The organism is Vibrio sp. JPW-9-11-11, from assembly GCF_013369335.1.
Taxonomy (GTDB): Bacteria; Pseudomonadota; Gammaproteobacteria; order Enterobacterales; family Vibrionaceae; genus Vibrio.
Window position 1 is genome coordinate 55,872 of record NZ_SZQJ01000008.1, and the last position, 21,067, is coordinate 76,938.

Sequence of the window (21,067 nt, forward strand, 5' to 3'; positions counted from 1 at the left end):
CAACTGAATAAAACGTGCACTATTTTACTATTGGTCGCCATTATCTGCATAGCTATGCTGGATTGTCGCGGCAACGTGCATTCACTCTCCTCTCGAGAGACGAATAGCAACGCAGATTAGCTCTGATTTGAAAGCAGTCAAAAATAGCATCTTAATTCAAAATTAAGACAATTTACAAAATCTTTAACCATTATTGGTCATTATTGCAAACCATAGAACTAGAAAGTGAACTTGCATCTTTATAACAACCTTGTCATAAATACGCTCAGGAAAAACAAGTAAGGATACAAAATGAGTAAGTTGTATGTAGGCTCAGAAGTAGGTCAGTTAAGACGTGTATTATTAAACCGCCCGGAGCGCGCCCTCACTCACCTCACTCCCTCTAACTGTCACGAGCTACTGTTTGATGATGTATTAGCCGTAGAGGCAGCGGGTGAAGAACACGATAAGTTTGCCCAAACTTTAACCAACCAAGGCGTCGAGGTTCTGCTACTTCATGACTTGCTAGTCGAAACGTTAGCAGTCGCGGAAGCCAAAACTTGGCTACTTGAAACCCAAATTTCTGACTTCCGCTTTGGGCCAACATTTGCTAGAGACTTGCGTCACTACTTAGCCGAGATGGATAACGAACACCTTGCGACGGTATTGCTCGGCGGATTGGCTTACTCTGAGCTGCCCATACAGTCAGCGTCGATGCTGCCACATATGCATCGTCCTCTCGATTTTGTTATTGAACCCTTACCTAATCACCTATTTACCCGTGATACGTCTTGTTGGGTTTATGGTGGCGTATCACTCAATCCGATGATGAAAGCGGCGCGTCAACGCGAGACCAACCACTTACGTGCGATCTACCGTTGGCACCCAGTCTTTGCAGGCCAAGACTTTATCAAGTACTTCGGCGACGAAGATCTTCACTACGATAACGCCAATATTGAAGGGGGCGATGTTCTGGTGATCGGTAAAGGGGCGGTGTTAATTGGCATGTCTGAACGCACTACGGCGCAAGGTGTGGAAAACCTCGCCGCAAAACTGTTTAAACACGGTCAGGCAAAACAAGTGATTGCGATTGAGCTACCTAAACACCGCTCTTGTATGCACTTAGATACCGTCATGACCCATATGGATGTCGATACCTTCTCTGTCTATCCAGAAATTATGCGCAAAGATCTTAATACTTGGCGACTAACTCCGAAACAAGATGGTGAGATGAAGGTAGAAAAAGTGCCTAGCTTTATCCACTCCATCGAGCAAGCCCTTGAACTGGATTACTTAAAGATCATCACCACAGGTGGCGATAGCTACGAAGCAGAGCGCGAACAGTGGAATGATGCTAACAACGTACTCACGGTCAAACCTGGTGTGGTCATCGGTTACGAGCGCAACGTTTATACCAATGAGAAATATGACAAGGCCGGGATTGAAGTTTTGACCATCCCTGGCAACGAACTTGGCCGCGGTCGTGGCGGTGCCCGCTGTATGAGTTGCCCGATTGAGCGCGACGGAATATAAAGCGAGAAAACATGGGAAGGGTTAACATGAACTGTTAACCCTTTTTTTCAAGAAATTACACTGTCATCCCCGAGAGGAAGGTACGGCCGAGTTGGGGATCTCTTCTAGCGAGTAGATAACTTTTTCAGATTCCTACTCGCTCCTTCGTCACTCTATGGAATGACAACTTGACCTCCTCTCGAAGAAGGAAGTCCGCTCTCGGTTCTAGAAGCGTAGCTTTCTAAAAGCTCGAAAGACGAAATCCTTCTCGAAACAAAGCCTTGTTCGCTTACTCCGTACCACCGACAGTAATGGAGTCAAGTTTCAGCGTTGGCTGACCCACACCGACGGGCACACTCTGGCCGGCTTTACCGCACACACCCACTCCACGGTCGATGCTTAAGTCATTACCGACCATTGAGACTTGCTGCATTGCTTCGATACCGGAGCCAATTAAGGTCGCCCCTTTCACCGGACGAGTCACCTTACCATCTTCAATTAAATAAGCTTCAGATGCAGAGAAAACAAATTTTCCTGACGTAATATCCACCTGACCGCCGCCAAAGTTAGGCGCATAGAGGCCCTTTTTCACCGTCGAGATGATCTCTTCTGGTGTGTGCTGGCCCGGCAACATATAAGTATTAGTCATGCGTGGCATAGGTAAATGAGCATAAGACTCACGGCGTCCATTGCCCGTAGGTTGGGCTCCCATAAGGCGCGCATTGAGCTTGTCTTGCATATAGCCTTTCAAAACTCCGTTTTCAATCAGGGTGTTGTATTGACCATTTACCCCCTCGTCGTCAACGTTCAGTGAGCCGCGTAAGTCTTTTAATGTACCATCGTCGACGATAGTACATAAATCTGATGTAACCTTTTGACCGACTTTACCACTGAATACTGATGATTCTTTGCGGTTGAAATCGCCTTCAAGCCCATGACCGACAGCTTCATGTAGCAGCACCCCTGGCCAACCAGAGCCGAGTACCACTGGCATCGTTCCTGCGGGGGCCGCATCTGCTTCGAGGTTGACCAGCGCCATACGAATCGCTTCATCAGCGAAGTGATACGCCACTTTGCATCCTTCACTTTCACTGAGGAAAAAATCGTAATCAAAACGACCACCACCGCCGGCGCTACCACGTTCACGGCGCTCACCTTGCTGCGCCAATACACTGATCGACAAACGAACCAGCGGACGAATATCCCCGGCATACGTGCCATCAGTAGCGGCAACTAACATTTGCTCGTGTACACCACTTAGGCTAATCGATACTTCTTTGATCAGTGGTTCTTTGGTGCGAATATACGCGTCCAACTCTTTAAGCAACTGCGTTTTTTGTTCTTTTTTCCAGCTCTCTAACGGATTGACCGCAGCATAGTAGTGTTGGTTCTCACTGCGCTTGAATGCTTGAACGCGGCCATTTTGCCCTTGTTGAGCGATGCCTCGTGCCGCGTAAGCACTTTGTTTAAGGCCTTCGAGCTGGATTTGATCAGAATACGCAAAACCCGTTTTTTCACCCGTTACTGCGCGAACACCCACACCACAATCAATATTGAATGACCCGTCTTTGATAATACTGTCTTCCAAAACCAGTGACTCATGCCAGCTAGATTGAAAATAAATATCCGCATAATCGATTTGACGAGTGGCAATGCTGGCTAAGGTGTCAGCAATTTCTTGTTCCCCTAGGCCCGCGGGTGTTAACAAGGCATCTTCTACTTGGTTGATTGTCATATATGTGCTCTTAATTTTCTTGTAACTGGTGACTGAATCGCGCGTGCTGTTGAACCGGCATCGCCACTCTCAACTCTTCTACTTGATTCAGATCGATATCGACCAATAAATTGCCGACCTCATTTGTCAAAGCTGCAACCACTTCACCCCAAGGCGAAATGACCATTGAATGCCCCCACGTTTCTCTTCCACATGGGTGAGTCCCCACTTGATTGACCGCAATAACCCAAGCTTGTGTCTCGATGGCTCGAGCGCTGAGCAGAGTTTGCCAATGGGCTCGGCCGGTTACTGCGGTAAAGGCAGCAGGCACAACGATGATATTCGCACCTCGTTGTGCTAACTCACTATATAGTGTAGGAAAGCGTACATCATAGCAGATCGTTAAACCAAGATGAGCGAAAGGGGCACGATAAGTGACCACTTGATTGCCCGGGGTAAAGGTCTCTGACTCACGATAGCGCTGATGACTATCGGCGACATCGACATCGAACATGTGCAATTTATCATAGTGACACACTGGCTCACCTTGTGGGGAAAAAAGCAGGCTAGTCGTTGTGACGCCCTCGGCACGGCGAATCGGCATACTGCCGACTAACAACCACACATGATGCTGTTTAGCCATCTCAGATAAAGCTCGCTGGAGTGGGCCATGATAGAGTGTTTCGGCAAGGCTATGGTAGTCGTGACGTCCACCAAAAACCAAAGCGTTTTCCGGCGTCACGACCAGTTTCACCTGCTGCGCAGCCAGGGCAGCCACTTGTTGACCAATATGGGCCAAGTTTCGTTGCGGATCTGGCCCTGACGTCATCTGTATCAAACCCACTTTTTCCATGTGTGCTTCCCTTATTTCGCCGCTTCACGAAGCTTATCAGGTAACTTAAATTCCCCTCGACTCCGTGATAGTTCTTTCACCACTGGGTCGTCCAATGGCCCTTTGACTTCGTAGTTTACCTGAGTAAAAACTTCGACCACAGGCGAGATAACCGTGGTAATCGCCAACACATAGAGTGCGGTTTGTGGTGTCACCGCAAACGCTGTCAGAACAGGGATCCCAGAGGTGATATCTGGAGTAAAGCTCACTTCCGCATCCACAGTGCGAGTATTGAGGTTAGCTAAGCCTTTAATTAGCATCTCACCCGCGACCGCATCCATTTGGATGTCATTGGTGAGAAAAACACCATTACGAATGGATCCACTACCGGTAATTGAGTTAAACGCCATCCCTTTATCAAACACATCACTAAAATCGAGCTGCATTTTACGGATGATAGAATCAAGGCTGAATAAGCCCAACAGACGCGCTGCGCCACTGACGTCGGAGATGACGCCTTTACCGAGCTTGGTCGAGACTTCTCCCGACAAGGTATCAATTCGACCACGCCATGGCGAGCCATCCCAATCAACTTGAGCTTGAATATCAAAAGGAGCGCGTTGAATTCCCGTAGTGATGCCAAAGCGCTCCATCACATCGCTGTTGTTCTCACCCGACATACTGATATCAAACTGAGTGTGGCTCTGGGTATCGTCCAGCAACCACCAGCCAGTAATGTCGACCTGGTTAGTTCCACTCTCAAAAGTCAGTTTTTTCCACTCTAGTTTATCGCCCTGACGCTGCAAATCGAGATGCGCTTTGCCCACTCGATACCCCTGCAACCAAAAGTCATCGATCGCCAAGGTAATATTGGGCAGTTGTTGATGAAACTCACGTTCAAACGCGCTGATTAACGGCTGCGGTTGTGGACTATCTTCAAACAATTTAGGTTGTGTTGTCTCGGCGTCAAGCCCTGGCACATAGACATGTAATCGCTGCAAAGCCACCGATAAATCATAAGGTTCTAGATAGCTGGCTTCGCCTTTCGCTTCTTGACTATCTAAGCTTATATACCAACCTAACCCTTTGCGTTTAGCTGTAAAATCAACATCGTTCCAATCGATTCCAGCTAAACGCAGCTCTGTTGCATCAATATCAACCCGCTCTGGTAACGGAACCTGTGGTGTCTTCATTGTCGCCAACACCGCTTTCGAAGGGCCTTGATCGACAGTTAGCATCTCAATCCAATCATCTAGGTCGACACGATTGAGCCTCACTTGAGCATGATGACCCGCAACAGGGCTGATCTTAAAACTGCCTTTACCGACGACCAAGTTAGTGTCGGTAAGCACAGGGACGTCAGGCCGAATATCGATTTCAGCCTGATACTTGAAGCTCGGCAATTGAACTCGCGCAGTGATGGTCTCTTGGTTACCAGAGGCTTGTAAGCGCCCTTTGCCAGCCACCCCAGATGGTTTCAAAAACGGCGCTGGTAAGTGACTACTTACAAACTTTAAGTCGGCTTCAGTATCGATCTGATAAGTAAAGCCAACATCATTGAGTTGGATGTCGACATCCATACGCCATGGCGCGTGACCGTCCAGCGGTCCCAGCCAGCGTTGGCCCAAATAAGGAGTGAGCGGTTTAATATCCCAGTCCCCGACGACATCGATCGCCACGCCGTAACCCTGGGCAATATTTTCACCACTAAAATCTATCGACACCGGTTGTCGAAGTAGTTTCGCTTCCAACCCCGCCGCACTGACCACGTCATTATCAAACTCAACACGCCCAGAGACGGTCTCTAATGTCATCGGAGGAGACTCGATAGTCACGTGATTGCGGTTCAGTTCGGCATAGCCCCAAGCACGCGCTTCTCTGTCCCGATGAAACGGTATATTGAGCCGAAAGCTAGACTCGACTGGCCCATCGACTTGAACAGCTGTCAGTGCCGCGCCCACGGAATCGACCAAGGGAGAAGCCGTCATATAATCACGCACCGCGTTTCCTTGCGCCACGGCTTGGGCTTCAATCTCGATATGACCACCTTCTGCCAACGCTGGGATTCGTCCAGTAATCCGCTTGGCAGTCACATCCATTAACGTGGCACTGTGGGAGTCAAGGTACATCGCATCGTTCTGGAACAACAAATCGAGCTGTAAATCAGTGATCGGTGGCCACGCCGTGTCAAAACTGAACTTGGCCTGTTTCAGCCCTACCCAAGCTTGGAACATGCCATCATTGCGCTGGTAGGGAAAATCGGCCAATTCCCCGTACCACAGGAGTTTAGCCGTGTTCACTTTACCGGCTTGAATCGCCGTGCTTAAGTAATCGGTCAGCTCACGCCCCAGCGCGAGTGTCGGTAAGTAACGCCAAGTTTCCCCTGCGTTATACAAATCAGCTTCTGCATAGAAAGATAGAAATGGACTCTGGCCTTGCGGGAAGTCCAAGCGAAACGCTCCCAACACCTGTAAGTCAGGGGTCGCCGCTGTCACTTTATCAGCCCATAGCGACCAGCCATCCTCACCCCGTTGCCAAACGATATCGACTTGGCCTTGCTTGATGTTCAATGGCGCTTGAAACACCTCACCATACGGCAACACATCGTCAATCAAGGTCACTTGAGCATGGGCTTGATTGAGGCTGCCTACAATCGTCGCTGACAACTGATGAACTTCTGGCAGTAGCGCCCATTGTGCCATACTGCCTTGAGTTAACTGCCCAGAGTAACGCAGATTCTCCCAGCCCCCTTCGGCGGCAATGCGGATATCTTCAACCCTTCCCCCCAGAGACAAGGTATCGAGCAGTTGACTCGTGGCGTTCGACTCCGGCACGAGTTTCGCCAGCGGCGTCAGCGATGCAATGTCAAGCTGAGAGACGTTAGCTCGCCAAGCTCCGGGCTGCCAATCGAAGGCTACATCCAATTCTGGCCAAGCTTGGTCATCGGTGAAAACATTGAGTGAGTAAGCATTCACTTGCCAACCATTATCCCTTGGCTCTAACTCGATCACCCCCGACTCGAGTAACAACTCATGACGCTTGCCTTCTTGCCAAATAAGTTCTGATGGCTGAAGTTCGACATAAGCACTCACCGGGTTGTTCCGATCCAGAGTCAGCCAACTACTGAAACTCACCTGGCCCTTTTCGACCCCCATTTCGGTTTTGAAGTACTTGGTCAGCCATGGAGTGAGCAGAACATTCTGCGCCGAAAGATAAAACTCACCGCTCACTTCTTGCAGCGAGCCGTGATCGACAAAGTTAGCTTTGATCTCAGCCGAATTAACATGACTATCGGCTAAATTGACCTCACCATCAGCAATGTGATGACGGCCATCGTTTTGCCACTGTAAACGCGTGATTTCCAAATCACGCGGTGTACCATCGACACCAAGAAAGTGAATTTGTGACTGCTTAAGAGAAAATCGGTCTAATTGACGCAGCAGTAGTTGGTCCAGTTGCTCGACAACGGTTTTTTGCTCTCCTTGAGGATTGAGCTCGGGGGTTGAACTATCTTGAGTCCATTCAATGGAGCTGATGTCCAACTTGAGTTGATGAATACTCAAATCAGCCACCACAGGTTGGCGCTCGATCAAGGATTGAAAAAGATCCAGTTCGATCTCGACATTGTTGGCTGAGAAATGAATACCACTGCTTTCAGGCGTGTCTGCGGTGACGCCTCGCAACGATAACGATGGATGAGTGTTGCGCCAAAAGCCATGAATATCAGAGATCTGAAACTCAAGCCCGGAGCTTTGGTTCACCCAGGCCTGAATCTGCGGTTGAAAGTGGTTGAGCTGTGGCAGAGCAATACGCAACCCAGTAACGGTCATGGCCAATAAGACCAACACCGTTACCAGCAACCCAAGACACCATCGCGTTAAGCGAGTCACAGTAGAGTTCACGACACGCCTTTACATCATCACAACGTCAAATTGCTCTTGAATGTACAAAGGTTCCGCTTGAATCTTCACTTGCTTACTAATAAACACCTCCAACTCGGCAAGGGCGTGAGATTCATCTCCTTGCAAAGTTTCTGCCACTGCAGGCGAAGCGTAGACGACAAACTTATCGGCGTCGTAAGCTCGATTCACTCGGGTAATTTCACGCAGAATCTCGTAACAGACTGACTCGACTGTTTTGACGCTGCCGCGCCCTTCACAAGTTGGGCACGTTGAGCACAGTACATGTTCGATGCTTTCTCGGGTGCGCTTCCGCGTCATCTCAACCAGACCTAATTGAGTGAAACCATTGATATTGGTTTTGACGCGATCTTTATTGAGGGCTGACTCCAATGAAGAAAGGACCCGATTGCGATGCTCATCCGAGGCCATATCGATAAAATCGATAATAATGATACCGCCAAGGTTACGCAGACGCAGTTGACGTGCAATCGCTTGTGTCGCCTCAATATTGGTATTGAAGATAGTCTCTTCGAGATTACGTCGTCCTACAAAGGCCCCGGTGTTGATATCCACGGTCGTCATCGCCTCAGTCTGGTCGATGATCAGGTAGCCGCCCGATTTGAGTTCCACTTTACGCTCCAACGAGCGCTGGATTTCGTTCTCGGTGTCGTACATATCGAAAATCGGCTTATCCCCTTCATAGAGCTCTAACTTGTCGGTTAACTCTGGGACGTATTCCGAAGTAAATTCTGTAAGATTTTCGAACTCCTGACGCGAGTCGACTAAGATCTTGTTGAGCTCAGTACCGACAAAATCACGCAAAATGCGTTGCGATAAACCAAGTTCGCCATACAGTGTCGAGCGTGTCTTGTACTTACTGCGTCGCTCGGTCACTTTTGACCATAGACGCTTCAAAAATGCCGCATCTTGGGACAGCTCCTTCTCATCGGCGCCCTCAGCCGCAGTACGAATGATAAATCCACCGTTTTCATCGCAATAATGACCCACAACTTTCTTCAAGCGGTGACGCTCAGCTTCGCTTTCGATACGCTGCGACACGCCAACATGGCTCGCCCCTGGCATAAACACTAGGTAACGCGAGGGTAAGGTGATGTCGGTGGTTAAACGTGCGCCCTTAGTGCCGAGAGGATCTTTGACCACCTGCACCACGATGTCTTGTCCCTGACGAACCAGTTCAGAAATATCTCTCACTTGAAACTGTTGTTTTTCGTTCTCTGCCACACACTCGGTATGGGGCACAATATCGGATGCATGCAAGAACGCGGCTTTTTCTAGGCCAATATCAACGAAGGCCGCCTGCATTCCCGGCAAGACACGGCTTACTTTGCCTTTGTAAATATTGCCAACGATGCCGCGTTTGGCCTCTCGTTCAACATGAATTTCTTGGAGGGTTCCCCCTTCAATCATGGCCACGCGAGTTTCACTCGGGGTCACGTTAATCAACAACTCTGCACTCATGAGCGCACCTCAAAAAATAATTATAAAAATTTGCGCAAGAGCTGGTCAGTTTCATAAAGAGGTAAGCCGACAACGGCGTAATAACTCCCTTCTATCCGAGTGACAAATCGCCCCCCCAGACCTTGAATACCATAACTACCAGCTTTATCGCATGGTTCGCCCGTCTGCCAATATTGTTCTATTTCTTGCTCTGACAAGGGTTTAAACCAAACGTCTGTGGTGACAACCACAGTTTCTTGAATCTCTTGTGTGGCGACAGTCACCGCTGTCATCACTTGATGCGCTCGATTGGAAAGCATCAATAACATCTGTTTAGCATGCGCTAAGTCATCTGGCTTTTCCAATACCTTCTCGTCACACACCACGATAGTATCTGAGCCAATGACCACAGATTCTGGGTCGAGTTCGACCGCTGCCAAGGCTTTGTCTTTTGATAAGCGCGCCACATAATCAAACGGTTTTTCACTCGCCTGACGCTGCTCTTCGACATCGGTTTTGAGCACCGAAAACGTATAGCCCAATTGGCTTAATAGCTCTTTGCGTCGTGGCGAACCAGACGCCAGAATCAGAGGTTGTTTCATTGTTTATCTTATATGCCAGTGGCGTCGTACTCGACGCATTAACAGGAACATCCATGGCCACAAAATACAGTTAATCAAACCGCTCCATAGTGAGACCGGATTAAAAGTAACATCTTGGATTAAGTACTCACCAAAGAAGATCAACACATCGAGGATCATCGACATCACGCCGATTAAAATCGCTTGCTGCCAGAGTGCCATATTGCGCATGACGAGAAAGTTGAGTGCGACCAGGTAAACCACAATCGACATCATCATGCCACGAATACCTAAAGTAGAACCCAGCAGCAAATCCCACAGCAAGCCTAACACTAATGCAGAACCGACGTTCACTCGGTGCGGCAAGGCCAGCACCCAATAACAAGTGACCAGCAGTAGCCAAGATGGGCGCAACAGGTCAAGCATACCTGGCCAAGGAATCGTTTGTAGTGTCAACGCGATCAAAAACGATCCGCTAATAACAAGCTTCCCCTTTAAGACACTATTGGCCATTACTGAGGCTCCTCCACATTGTCAGGTAATACTTGTTGAATTTTCTCCTGGCGAGAATCATTCGGCCATATCAAAAGCAAATAACGTAAGCGTTCAAAATCCACCACAGGCTCAGCTTCGATAACCGCGAACTCTCGAGCCGTATCGCGCTCCACGTTTGCCACATGCGCGACAGGAAATCCTTCAGGGTAAATGCCCCCCAGACCTGAGGTAACCAACAGATCGCCTTGTTCAATGTCTAGGCTGATTGGAATATGGTCGAGATTGATTCGATCCGTTTTGCCATTCCCCGAGGCAATCACACGAATATCGTTACGGATCACCTGTACCGGGATCGCACTCAGACTGTCGGTCAACAGCAACACTCGACTATTGTGCGCTGAAACAAACGTCACCTGTCCAACAATGCCTTTTTCATTCGCAACTGGCTGTCCAACATAAACGCCATCAATCTGGCCTTTATCGATCACCACTTGGTGACGATAAGGCGAGGTATCGACCGCCATCACTTCAGTCACGACTTTACGTTCATCACGGATGAATGAAGAGCCCAGCAGCTTACGCAGTCTTTGGTTTTCTTCCCGGTACTGATCCAACAGCAGTAAGTCATTTTTTAGACGCAACACCTCACGCTTAAGCGTGCGTGTGCTTTCCATGTAATCCTGACGGATATTGAAGCGTTCATAAGCCCCTTCAAACATCACTCGCGGAACGTCAGCCAAATACTGAATCGGCGCGACCAAGCTATTGAGCAAATAGCGTACTTGTGCAAACGCGCCTAAACGACTATCAGCCAGCATAAAGCTGGCTGATAGAATAACGGCAAAAAATAGACGTAACTGAAGTGAAGGTCCCCGGCCAAAAATCGGCTTCATAGAGTATGAGATCCTTATCTTGCGGCTCTTGGTATCACCAAGAGGTTTCGATTATTCTTCGCTAAACAGATCGCCACCATGCATGTCGATCATCTCGAGTGCTTTACCACCGCCGCGCGCAACACAAGTGAGAGGGTCTTCTGCGATCACAACCGGAATCCCGGTTTCTTCCGTCAATAAACGGTCGAGATCTTTCAGCAGCGCGCCGCCACCGGTCAATACCATTCCGTTTTCAGAGATGTCTGACGCCAACTCCGGAGGACATTGCTCGAGTGCCACCATCACGGCAGAGACAATACCCGTTAGGGGCTCTTGCAGCGCCTCAAGGATCTCATTTGAATTTAAGCTAAAGCTACGTGGTACACCTTCCGCTAGGTTACGGCCGCGCACTTCGATCTCTTCGACTTCATCACCAGGATAAGCAGAACCGATCTCGTGTTTGATCTTCTCAGCGGTCGCTTCACCGATCAAACTACCGTAATTACGACGAACATAATTAATGATTGCTTCATCAAAACGGTCACCACCGATGCGTACTGATGAGGAGTACACTACACCGTTGAGTGAGATCACGGCGACTTCAGTGGTACCACCACCAATATCAACCACCATAGAGCCTGTTGGCTCTGAGACACGCAAGCCTGCACCGATCGCCGCCGCCATTGGCTCGTCAATCAAGTAAACTTCACGTGCACCCGCGCCTAGCGCCGATTCACGAATCGCACGACGCTCAACTTGAGTCGATCCACATGGGACACACACCAATACGCGCGGGCTTGGTTTCAGCACGCTGTTGTCGTGTACTTGTTTAATAAAGTGTTGCAGCATTTTTTCGGTGACATAAAAGTCGGCAATCACACCATCTTTCATCGGACGAATTGCAGAGATGTTACCCGGAGTACGGCCCAACATTTGTTTTGCCGCATGTCCGACTGCAGCGACACTTTTGCCCGCGCTTTTACGGTCTTGACGGATGGCTACAACTGAAGGCTCGTCTAGGACAATACCCTGTCCTTTAACGTAGATAAGAGTGTTGGCAGTACCTAAATCGATAGATAGGTCATTTGAAAATATGCCACGAAGTTTTTTGAACATATTCTTCGCTCGTCCTGAAAGAATTAGAAGATAGAAAATTGCACTAAATGTACCAATGCCTTGCCGTCACAGCAAGGCATTGAAGTGTAAACATGGGCTGAAACACGCAATTTCTAACAGATTCCTAACGATGGGCAAAAAAATAACAAAAATTACTGCCCTGTCAGACCGGGTTCACCGCGGAAGATAACACGGTCATTACCACGGAAAATGCCAAAAGTGACCACTGCCGATGGATTTTCCTCCGCGACACCATCTTGATCCCAGTCGTACATCAACCAAGCCATATCGTTATTCGTCCCATTGCAATTTGATGAGGATGCGCTATTATCAAGCCTCAACCACACCTCTACCTGTTCTCGATTCGGCGGGGTTTGTGTCGTGACGAGAGCATTGGAACCACCAGTGTTCACAGTAGCGTTACCCGCCAAAACAACACTGTCACCTGACTCGCCATTATTAGGCCAAATCATTTGTGTACAGTAATGGCGGCCATCAAACTGAGAGAAACTATCTTGTAGGTTGCGTTCAAAACGGCTGCCATTCCAGTACTGCACTTGCAGGGGGACAGTCAATTGGGCTCCCTCAACACCACCAACATCGGTCATGTTATAGCGCCCAAACACCAGCCTCGGCTGCTCATCGGGCAGCACTTGACTGCTTGACGAATCGGTATCCGTCGCAGACTGCTTGAAACGCACTGGATCATTAATAGTGGCCGGTGAAATCTCTAAGTTTACCTCTAGCGCACTGCCCGATAGGTAGTTAAACGGCCCATCCGGCGTGAGATCGGATTGTTTACTCCACGTTATTTGATCACTATCTAATAGCCATTGATGATCCTGGTAGCGAGATTGTGTGGCCAAACTAGCCGCATCGGCATTCACGAGTCGATCTTGGTTATCCATCATAAACACCGCTTGCAAGCTTTCAGCAAATAACCCGTAGTTGCTTACTGGATTGCCTTGCACATTAAAAGCGCCCACCGTTGCGGTGACACTACCAAACGGTTGATTCATATAAGTGAAGCCCTGCTCACCGCCAGTAATAGCAGGATCATTCCACGCATTGGTTTCGGTGGTAAAGAAGTCTGGGTAAAAACGGCCGATAGCTTGCTGATAGGGCATCACTGCTAAATTAAGGTAGCTGGCGCTGGTTTCCAATTGTAACGTGCCGACTTGAGACCAAGTGTGACGCACGCTTTTACTTAAACCATCACTCGGCACAAAGCTTGTCACTGCAGGGACAAGAGTACCTTCCTCACCTCCGCTTGGATAGGCCAAACTCAATGTGAGCTCTATCGGCCCATTGTCGAGTGGATAGTTGCCCGTCGCGGGATATAAACATTCATTGCTCTCACCATTAGATGAGTCACTATGAACGATGGGACGATAGGTCACATCAAACTCACTCCCCGCACTGATAAAGCCTGGGGAACCCGTTGTGGTGGCCGGGTTACTAGTACCAATCGTGCTATCGGTTACATCGCAAAGTGCAATTTTCCAAGGTCGTGAGTAGACATCAAACTCGCCTTTGAGCGCACCGCCTTCACTTGGACAGCCCGCTTCACCGCTACAATCAAACGACGTATCCTCTAACGTCACTGTGATATGGCCTGATTCTTTAAAGTTCATCAGTGCATTTCGATTGCTATCGTTTAGCGCAGCCGTAAACGAAAAGTCATTGCTATCAAGGATTGCGGTAATTGGGCGATTATAAGTAAAACTTGCGTTCGGTGATCCGGTATAGCCCAAAGAGATCACATTACCGCCATCACAAGCTTCAACCTCGACTGGCACGGTCGTGTCCTGCCCAGCGAATACCAACTGATCGGCGATATTAAAGCGATAAGGCACGTAGCGCATAAAATCACTGTCGCTATAAGTGCTGCCTTCCGCATTGAGCTCTGCAGTTAATGCATAGTCACCTAGTACATTAGGAGTTGAGGTACGCACCTTAAACTTCGCAATCCCCCCCGATTCACCTAAGCTGGTGATCTCTAAGTTGTTGCCGCCCGTTTGTCTCAAGTCTGGCGAGTACCCTGAAACCAGATTACCGTCACTATCGAGCATATGTACTTCAACGATATCTTGTGGGCTCGCTTCACAGGTAAGGTGGTAGTTGTACGGTTTGATCTCGATTCGTGATAACGCAGGCTGTGGTGGAGTAAAACAACCGCTCACAGACTTCGCTTTGATATAACTGTTATCAGTTGCACGAAAATTAATAACTGGCGCAGTGATAGACCCTTGCATTTGGAAACGATCAACAACGTTAATATCAAACCCAGCAGCCGCCTCAGCTGACACGTAGATGTTCGCCTTTAGCCTGATATCGCTACCACGCTGTGGAAAAAACTGAGAAGTGTTGCCATGCCCAATCAGTGACAAATTATTATGATCGAAGCTTGAATCATTGGTTTCGTTGGTCGCAGCGTTGATATAAACGCGACTATTTTGACTAAAGTTAATTTGGTTGTAGTGCAATACCACTTTTCCCGTCACATAGAGGGCAATGTCGTTATTGTTGAAATTAAGCGTATTAACCCAATACTCGCCGGGCTCGAGTGTTATTGAGCTGCCATTTAGCCCAAATGAGAAAGAGTTATACAGGCCTGGCGTCAGCAAGCGGTTTCCGCCATTCGGTGATGTGATATCTGCCCCGCCATAATTAAATGAACTCGGCTGCGGTGGCCCTGACGGAAACACACTACGCTCACTATCAACCGTACAACTATTACCCACATTAACGCCATCACTATATGCGCAGCCATTATTGCTGATACCGAGCACTCGCGAGTTAGTAAAAGCCAAAGGTTGCGAACGAGTAAACTCATTGAGATAGATACGGTTCCCGCTCCCACTGCCCTCTGAGAAGTTCAAGTAACCATCCCATTGCTGCCAACCTGCCCCTGAATTGTAGTAACGGTTAGATTGCAGTGGCTCCGGAAAATATTCACAGAGATCGGGAAGAGGTGTGGGTGGTGGCGTCACAGGCAAGTTACAGTTAAGAGACACAGTGCCACTTCCTGACAAGAGTACTTTCTGAGGATGAATGCCTTTCAAATCTGCGTCGTAAGAACCAAGAAATTTAAACCCATTCCCGTCATCTACGTAATAGTCAATCGATCCAACACTACTACCACTCGCGGCAGGGTAAAATAATAACTCTACCCAATAATCGCCACCAGCTACCATATAGTCTGGGTCCCTGACAAACGGTGCCCCATCACTGGTGTCAACCACACCATCGTCATTAGTCCAAATAGGGACATAAGTATTCTTGTTGCCAACAGCCTTTATGCCCTCCAAGGACTCACCCAAACTAGAGTTTTGGATTGCAAAGGTCACTTTGAAGCTTTCGCTTGGATTGACTTCGCATGTATTCGCATAGACAGGCAGAGACCCGAAAATCATCAAATAAATCCAGGTAATTATATGCGCGATTTTTTTGCTCATAATGACTCCTTAACCCAAATTTGCTGGCTTCTCACCACCTCAGAGAGCCCGGAACCACAGGTCACGCGGCTTTCTAGCAAGTAGAACGTTTCACCATCGAGCGGTCCCTTTAAGTCACAACTGAGGGTTACATTGCGGCAACTGGCCACAGTGGCGATGAGCGCATTGGCACGATTTTGTAGTTCAACCGATACCGCACTCGTGTTGCTGTTTCCGTCAGGGTCACAATGTGCAGCAACTGACGAGTCGGTTGAACTCAGTGGATAAAATAAGGTTAATGCCATCTCATTCACTGAGTGACTCAACAACCAAGCTTGAGTACCCAGCACATCTCGGGTCTGAGCGTCACTGTTCGACAATTCGATGCGGCTCAACGCGGTGGCTAAAAAACCCATCACCACTAATACAAAAATCACCACAATGTAGAGATTGCCTCGTTGACGTTTACGGTACATTGATCACCTGTATCTCTTGCTCAAAGTTGGTGCGCTCACCATTTTGGCTAAAGGTCAAATTCGCATGAACCAAGCCGTTATTTTGCACCGTTGCAGGCTGATAATTTAAAGACCCACTGACCACAAAATCAGACAATGGCGCGCCATCTCTTTCCACCCGGCTGCGCCCTGCCACCGAAGCGATACAATAGCGGCGCTCTTGATTAGGGTGAAAGATATAGAAACGCTTGGCCACTGATTCACTCGTGAGATTCGTTACTTGATTCGCCACCGAGAACACTTGATTGCCTAAAGCGGTCACCTGCCCGGTAAGAGAAAAGGAGTCATCACGCACGGTACGGTTAGTAGTGGGGTTGATAATCATGGCTAAGTCGTTGAAGCTGCTGGCATCGAGATCATCGCGCTGACCGACAATAAACTCAATATCATTCCCTGAAATCGCATAAAACCCGGAGTAAATGATTGGATAGAAGTAGACGCAATTGTCTTCACTACGAAATAGATTCGGCACAGCGTGGCGCACTTCTCGCGCCATTTTCTCTAACACGAACTTGGCTTGAGTTTGCAAACGCTGACGATCGACGGTATCGGCATAACCTCGCGCACCGAGTTCAACAAATCCGGCGATACCTAACACCAGAATTCCACCCACCACTATGGTGAGGATCATTTCAATCAAGGTAAAGCCACGCTGCTGCATCAATAGTTCCCTCGATAGCCAATTAAACGGATAGGGGATTGATTGCTGGCTGAGATGATGAGCGACACCTGTTTCAAGCTTGCATCGCTAGCATCGGGATAACTGACGTCTATATCCAACCGAAAGTTGCGATAGCTACTACTGCCATCACTGATCAAATCATCAAGATCGCTGCAGATTTCGCTACCACCCGGGACCCAACAACCAATAAAATCATCAACATCGTCATAGCTTTGTGGATTCTCAGCGGTTTCCCCTCGGTCACTATCGAGACCTAAACTTCGGCTGCTAGTGTCGAATGCGGAACAGTCTATTGCCCCGACATCCACCGAAGAGCAGCGAACCGCGCCACCTTGAAAGTCGCTGTGATGATCAAATCCGCGCGCCAGTACCTGGGTCATCACGCTTTGACCTAACGCCGCCGCGCGCACCTGATAATGCGGATCGGCGGAGCGAGAAATCTGTGGTACTAAAAAGTTGATGATAGTGAGCATCGCCAGCCCCATCACTACAATCACGATGACGCTCTCGATCAGAGTAAAACCGCTTTTTCGCACCACGCTTCTTTTCATTATGAGCAGCTCCCTGGTGCGACATAACCGTTCGAATTAATCGATACCTGACACGTCGCGCTGCCAGAACGAATCTGAACATCGACCACTTGGCTGGGCTCACCGAGTAAGTTGAACTCAAGGCAGTTTACAGTGGGAGAAAAACGCACTTCATCAATCGCAACCCAGTCACTGCGCTGCGCGCTGGTGAGCGTGCAGCCTTCGATAGAGCCAAGGCAAGTCGAACTAATACGCAGCGCAACCTTACTATCTGAGCTGCAAGAGCTATCCACATTGGACTGCATGCGATTCACTTGTACTTGTCGAATCACTGAGATCACCTGCTCTTGAGCAACCGCTGGCGCAAAGCTGGAACGGCCAATATAGCGACTGGCGGCATACAGCGAAACGATCGCCACTAAGATGATCACTACGATCAACTCAACCAGTGTAAAACCTGTATGTTTTAAGCGCGCCATAGAAAAACACCCCGCAACCACAATAGCGTTAAGTATAACGTAACCAGGTTTGTCACTGTTGTTTTTTAAGGAAATTTGAGAGGAGTTGAGGATATAAAAACGGTGGTAAGAAAAAGGCCAGCGATGCTGGCCTATGTATCAAACACTACTGACAAGAAGATACTGTATAAGTTGGCTCAGCATTAGATGTTGATGGATCTATCCCGTAAGTTACATAACAGTTAGTAGAATCCGCATCGAAGCCATATGCAATTGTGTTAGCTCCAGATACCGCTGTGATTCTTTTCCAGTCACCTATTCCTGCTACAGCTTTCGCAATACCGTCAGTTGAAGCTTCTGGGTAACCCCATACTGTTTGAATGGTATCGCTACCTGCAGAAATAGCCCCATCCGCTTTGATATCTTCACCTTCAATAGCTGCTTTACCATAAACAATACCAGCAGCTCCAGCCATCGCTCCTTTTAGACCTTGAATTGAAGCATCACGAGCATCACCTTGAAGATTCAAAAAACGTGGCGCCGCTGTGACCGCCAAAATACCTAAAATGACTATCACCACTACCAATTCGATTAGGGTGAAACCGCCTTGTCTTTTCATACTATACACTCTCTTCTTTGACTACTTGCAGCGCTACTGCAGGGTTACGGTCACACGACCTGTTTCAATTTCATACACAAACTGGTGATCGCTATTGCCCTCTTTTTGCGTGTAGGTGCAAGTGGCATCACCATCATTAGCTTGTGCGGAATATCTGATATCTGGGTTACTCGCGGCGTCTTCCACCGTCCCCACTCTTGGTGGGTTTTGTAGCAGGTTATCCATCAAATCAATACACGCTTGGTTGGTCAGCGATGAAGGAAACGTACTGTTATCTCGATTCACGGCATACGGGTAACCATCGCGAAAATTACCATTACTCTGATCTGAGCTGGTCAACCAAAAGTTTACCCCATCGTAATCGATACTATTACGCGTGACACCATCAATCGTTTGCGAAGGTCTGGCTTGCGCTTCCCATTGAGCGCGTGCAGACAACACGCCTGTGGCATAACCACCAGCTACCCCTTCAATGCTGGCTTTTTTGGCTTCATCGGTCACATCGAGAAACCTTGGCAATGCTGCGACGGCGAGTAATCCAACCACCACGATCACCACCACTAACTCGACCAAAGTAAAACCAGCTTGCTTATTTGCCATAGTGTAAAACCTGTAATTTGCTGCGATATATTATACGGAGATTGTATAATTTCGCTATATGTTCCACGTCAAGAAAACTACTCAACCAGAAAGCCCGACCTCGCAGAGAAGTCATTTTTAATCAAACTGATAGCAACAAATCTATCCTCGCTATATAAATACAAACAGCGATAACTGCCCGCTATAGATTCGTTGACTATCTTGGTCGGCACCGTACCCATAATTTCTTGCTCAGGGTAGAGCACCTCGAGCCAATACTGGCAGTCTGGTTGCTGCAAAGTATTGATAGGCTTTACCCATCCCATATTAGTGTAGTTTAGTCGAAGCTGACCCAACTCTAGCTGCCTGGGCTGCTTGGCCAACAGCCACTGTTGTTTGTAAAAACTCGCCCGCTCAGTGATGCGCTGACTGACCAACTGCAGTGCCGACCGATTGGCTTGTTGCTCGATACGTTGCCACATCAAAATAAAACTCATCAATAGCGTAATTAAGACCAGAAGCCAAATCACCCCGCGCAAGCGCTCGAGCGAGTAGCCTGTTTTAGCCTTTAATTGCATCCAACATGCCCCACATCGGCAAAAAGATCCCAAGCGCTAAGATCAGCACCATGCCCGCTACAATCACCAACAGAATGGGTTCTATACGCGCAGTTAATGTTTTCAAGTCGTAGTCCACTTCGCGATCATAAAAATCAGACACCTCAAGCAACAGCTCGTCGATTCGCCCCGTTTCCTCACCTACTGAGATCATTTGGATGACCAAGGGAGTAAAAACGCCACTGTTGATCGCGGTTGAAGAGATGGTTCCCCCTGCTTCGATGGAGGCTTTCATCTCCAGTAATCGATTTTCCAGGTACTTATTTCCTAACGCTTCAGCGGAAAGGGCTAACGATTGGTTTAACGGCACCCCTGCCTTAAGCATTAGGGCAAAGGTACGTGAAAAGCGTGATAACTGCGCGCGATTCACCAACTCCCCAACCACGGGCATTCGCAAACGAAACTTATCCCATCTTTCTCGCCCTGCAGCGGTATTAATCCAGGCCTTAAATCCAAACAGGCCAGCCACTATTACCGCAACCATCATCACCCAATAGTTAACAAAAAACTCAGAGGTACTAATCAAGATCCTAGTTGGCAATGGCAAATCCACCCCAAAACGGGCAAACATACTGGAAAATTGAGGGATCACTTTGACATTGAGGATAAACAGCGCCACCACGATAAAACTGATCACAAACGTCGGATAGCGCATCGCGGTTTTGATTCGCTTGCGTGTTTCTACCTCTTGCTCATAGTAGCCTGCCAGCTGTAATAGCGCTTGATCGAGGCGGCCGGTGTTTTCGCCAACATGAATCATAGAGACAAATAGCGGGCTGAACACTTTAGGGAACATCTGCATCGAACTCGATAAGCTGCGACCATTGGTCAGCTCTTGCGTGACATCTTCCAGAGCGTCTTGAAGCTGTTTGTTGGCGCTATTCTGACTTAACCCTTTCATCGAGCGAAGAAGCGGGACTCCTGCCTTGGTCAAGCTATACAACTGACGACAAAAAATCACCAACACCTCTAACGGAATCGCTGGGGTAAACAGAGTTTTGAGATCGATGTTGAGTCCACGGCTTTGAGCTCCGATTTCAACCGAAATCGGAATGATGCCTTTATTCATCAACTGTTCGACTACGGCCTCCTGGGTTGGAGCGTCGATACTTCCCGAGGTTGCCGTCCCATCGGCATGGCGACCTTGATAGTTAAACGTCGGCATAGCT

The 21,067-nt window shown here is 48.4% G+C and carries 18 protein-coding genes; 1 reads left to right on the forward strand and 17 read right to left on the reverse strand.

Annotation, left to right across the window (positions count from 1 at the left end):
* The first annotated feature begins 291 nt into the window (after positions 1-291).
* Positions 292-1,512: an arginine deiminase gene (gene arcA, locus FCU94_RS11765; RefSeq protein ID WP_176288726.1), complete on the forward strand. Its 1,221-nt coding sequence runs from the start codon at positions 292-294 to the stop codon at positions 1,510-1,512.
* Positions 1,513-1,780: 268 nt separating this feature from the next.
* Here arcA and tldD read toward each other — a convergent pair whose 3' ends face one another.
* The 17 genes from tldD to FCU94_RS11850 all read right to left on the reverse strand — a co-directional run bounded on the left by tldD (position 1,781) and on the right by FCU94_RS11850 (position 21,063).
* On the reverse strand, positions 1,781-3,226 hold the full coding sequence (gene tldD, locus FCU94_RS11770) for a metalloprotease TldD (RefSeq protein ID WP_176288727.1): 1,446 nt from the start codon (positions 3,224-3,226) through the stop codon (positions 1,781-1,783).
* A gap of 10 nt (positions 3,227-3,236) precedes the next feature.
* Positions 3,237-4,058 carry a carbon-nitrogen hydrolase family protein gene (locus FCU94_RS11775; protein WP_176288728.1) on the reverse strand — a complete coding sequence of 274 codons (822 nt, stop codon included), beginning with the start codon at positions 4,056-4,058 and terminating at the stop codon, positions 3,237-3,239.
* Between the two features lie 11 nt (positions 4,059-4,069).
* Positions 4,070-7,939 (reverse strand): YhdP family protein, encoded by a 3,870-nt coding sequence (locus FCU94_RS11780; protein ID WP_176288729.1) that lies wholly within the window; start codon positions 7,937-7,939, stop codon positions 4,070-4,072.
* A gap of 9 nt (positions 7,940-7,948) precedes the next feature.
* Positions 7,949-9,418, reverse strand: coding sequence for a ribonuclease G (gene rng, locus FCU94_RS11785; protein ID WP_176288730.1), 1,470 nt, complete (start codon positions 9,416-9,418; stop codon positions 7,949-7,951).
* A gap of 20 nt (positions 9,419-9,438) precedes the next feature.
* Positions 9,439-9,999, reverse strand: a complete 561-nt coding sequence (locus FCU94_RS11790; protein ID WP_176288731.1) for a Maf family protein — start codon at positions 9,997-9,999, stop codon at positions 9,439-9,441.
* A 3-nt stretch (positions 10,000-10,002) separates the two neighbouring features.
* A complete protein-coding gene (mreD, locus tag FCU94_RS11795) occupies positions 10,003-10,491 on the reverse strand; it encodes a rod shape-determining protein MreD (RefSeq protein ID WP_176288732.1) in 489 nt (162 codons plus the stop codon).
* Positions 10,491-11,366: a rod shape-determining protein MreC gene (mreC, locus tag FCU94_RS11800; RefSeq protein WP_176288733.1), complete on the reverse strand. Its 876-nt coding sequence runs from the start codon at positions 11,364-11,366 to the stop codon at positions 10,491-10,493. Before mreC ends, mreD begins: the two co-directional genes overlap by 1 nt.
* 51 nt (positions 11,367-11,417) lie before the next feature.
* Positions 11,418-12,461 carry a rod shape-determining protein gene (locus tag FCU94_RS11805; protein ID WP_176288734.1) on the reverse strand — a complete coding sequence of 348 codons (1,044 nt, stop codon included), beginning with the start codon at positions 12,459-12,461 and terminating at the stop codon, positions 11,418-11,420.
* 152 nt (positions 12,462-12,613) lie between these two features.
* Positions 12,614-15,919: a DUF6701 domain-containing protein gene (locus tag FCU94_RS11810; protein ID WP_176288735.1), complete on the reverse strand. Its 3,306-nt coding sequence runs from the start codon at positions 15,917-15,919 to the stop codon at positions 12,614-12,616.
* Positions 15,916-16,374, reverse strand: a complete 459-nt coding sequence (locus FCU94_RS11815) for a type II secretion system protein (RefSeq protein WP_176288736.1) — start codon at positions 16,372-16,374, stop codon at positions 15,916-15,918. Before FCU94_RS11815 ends, FCU94_RS11810 begins: the two co-directional genes overlap by 4 nt.
* Entirely contained in the window at positions 16,364-17,074 is a 711-nt protein-coding gene (locus FCU94_RS11820) for a PilW family protein (RefSeq protein ID WP_176288737.1), read from the reverse strand. The genes FCU94_RS11815 and FCU94_RS11820 overlap by 11 nt, the downstream gene beginning before the upstream one ends.
* Positions 17,074-17,646, reverse strand: coding sequence for a type IV pilus modification PilV family protein (locus FCU94_RS11825; RefSeq protein ID WP_176288738.1), 573 nt, complete (start codon positions 17,644-17,646; stop codon positions 17,074-17,076). The genes FCU94_RS11820 and FCU94_RS11825 overlap by 1 nt, the downstream gene beginning before the upstream one ends.
* A complete protein-coding gene (locus FCU94_RS11830) occupies positions 17,646-18,104 on the reverse strand; it encodes a prepilin-type N-terminal cleavage/methylation domain-containing protein (RefSeq protein WP_176288739.1) in 459 nt (152 codons plus the stop codon). The genes FCU94_RS11825 and FCU94_RS11830 overlap by 1 nt, the downstream gene beginning before the upstream one ends.
* Before the next feature lie 145 nt (positions 18,105-18,249).
* Positions 18,250-18,702 carry a type II secretion system protein gene (locus FCU94_RS11835; RefSeq protein WP_176288740.1) on the reverse strand — a complete coding sequence of 151 codons (453 nt, stop codon included), beginning with the start codon at positions 18,700-18,702 and terminating at the stop codon, positions 18,250-18,252.
* A gap of 33 nt (positions 18,703-18,735) precedes the next feature.
* The gene (locus FCU94_RS11840; protein WP_176288741.1) at positions 18,736-19,302 is read right to left on the reverse strand and encodes a prepilin-type N-terminal cleavage/methylation domain-containing protein; all 567 of its coding nucleotides are present in this window, start codon (positions 19,300-19,302) and stop codon (positions 18,736-18,738) included.
* 77 nt (positions 19,303-19,379) lie between these two features.
* Positions 19,380-19,859 (reverse strand): MSHA biogenesis protein MshF, encoded by a 480-nt coding sequence (locus FCU94_RS11845; RefSeq protein WP_176288742.1) that lies wholly within the window; start codon positions 19,857-19,859, stop codon positions 19,380-19,382.
* Positions 19,843-21,063: a type II secretion system F family protein gene (locus FCU94_RS11850; protein ID WP_176288743.1), complete on the reverse strand. Its 1,221-nt coding sequence runs from the start codon at positions 21,061-21,063 to the stop codon at positions 19,843-19,845. The genes FCU94_RS11845 and FCU94_RS11850 overlap by 17 nt, the downstream gene beginning before the upstream one ends.
* Positions 21,064-21,067: the final 4 nt, after the last annotated feature.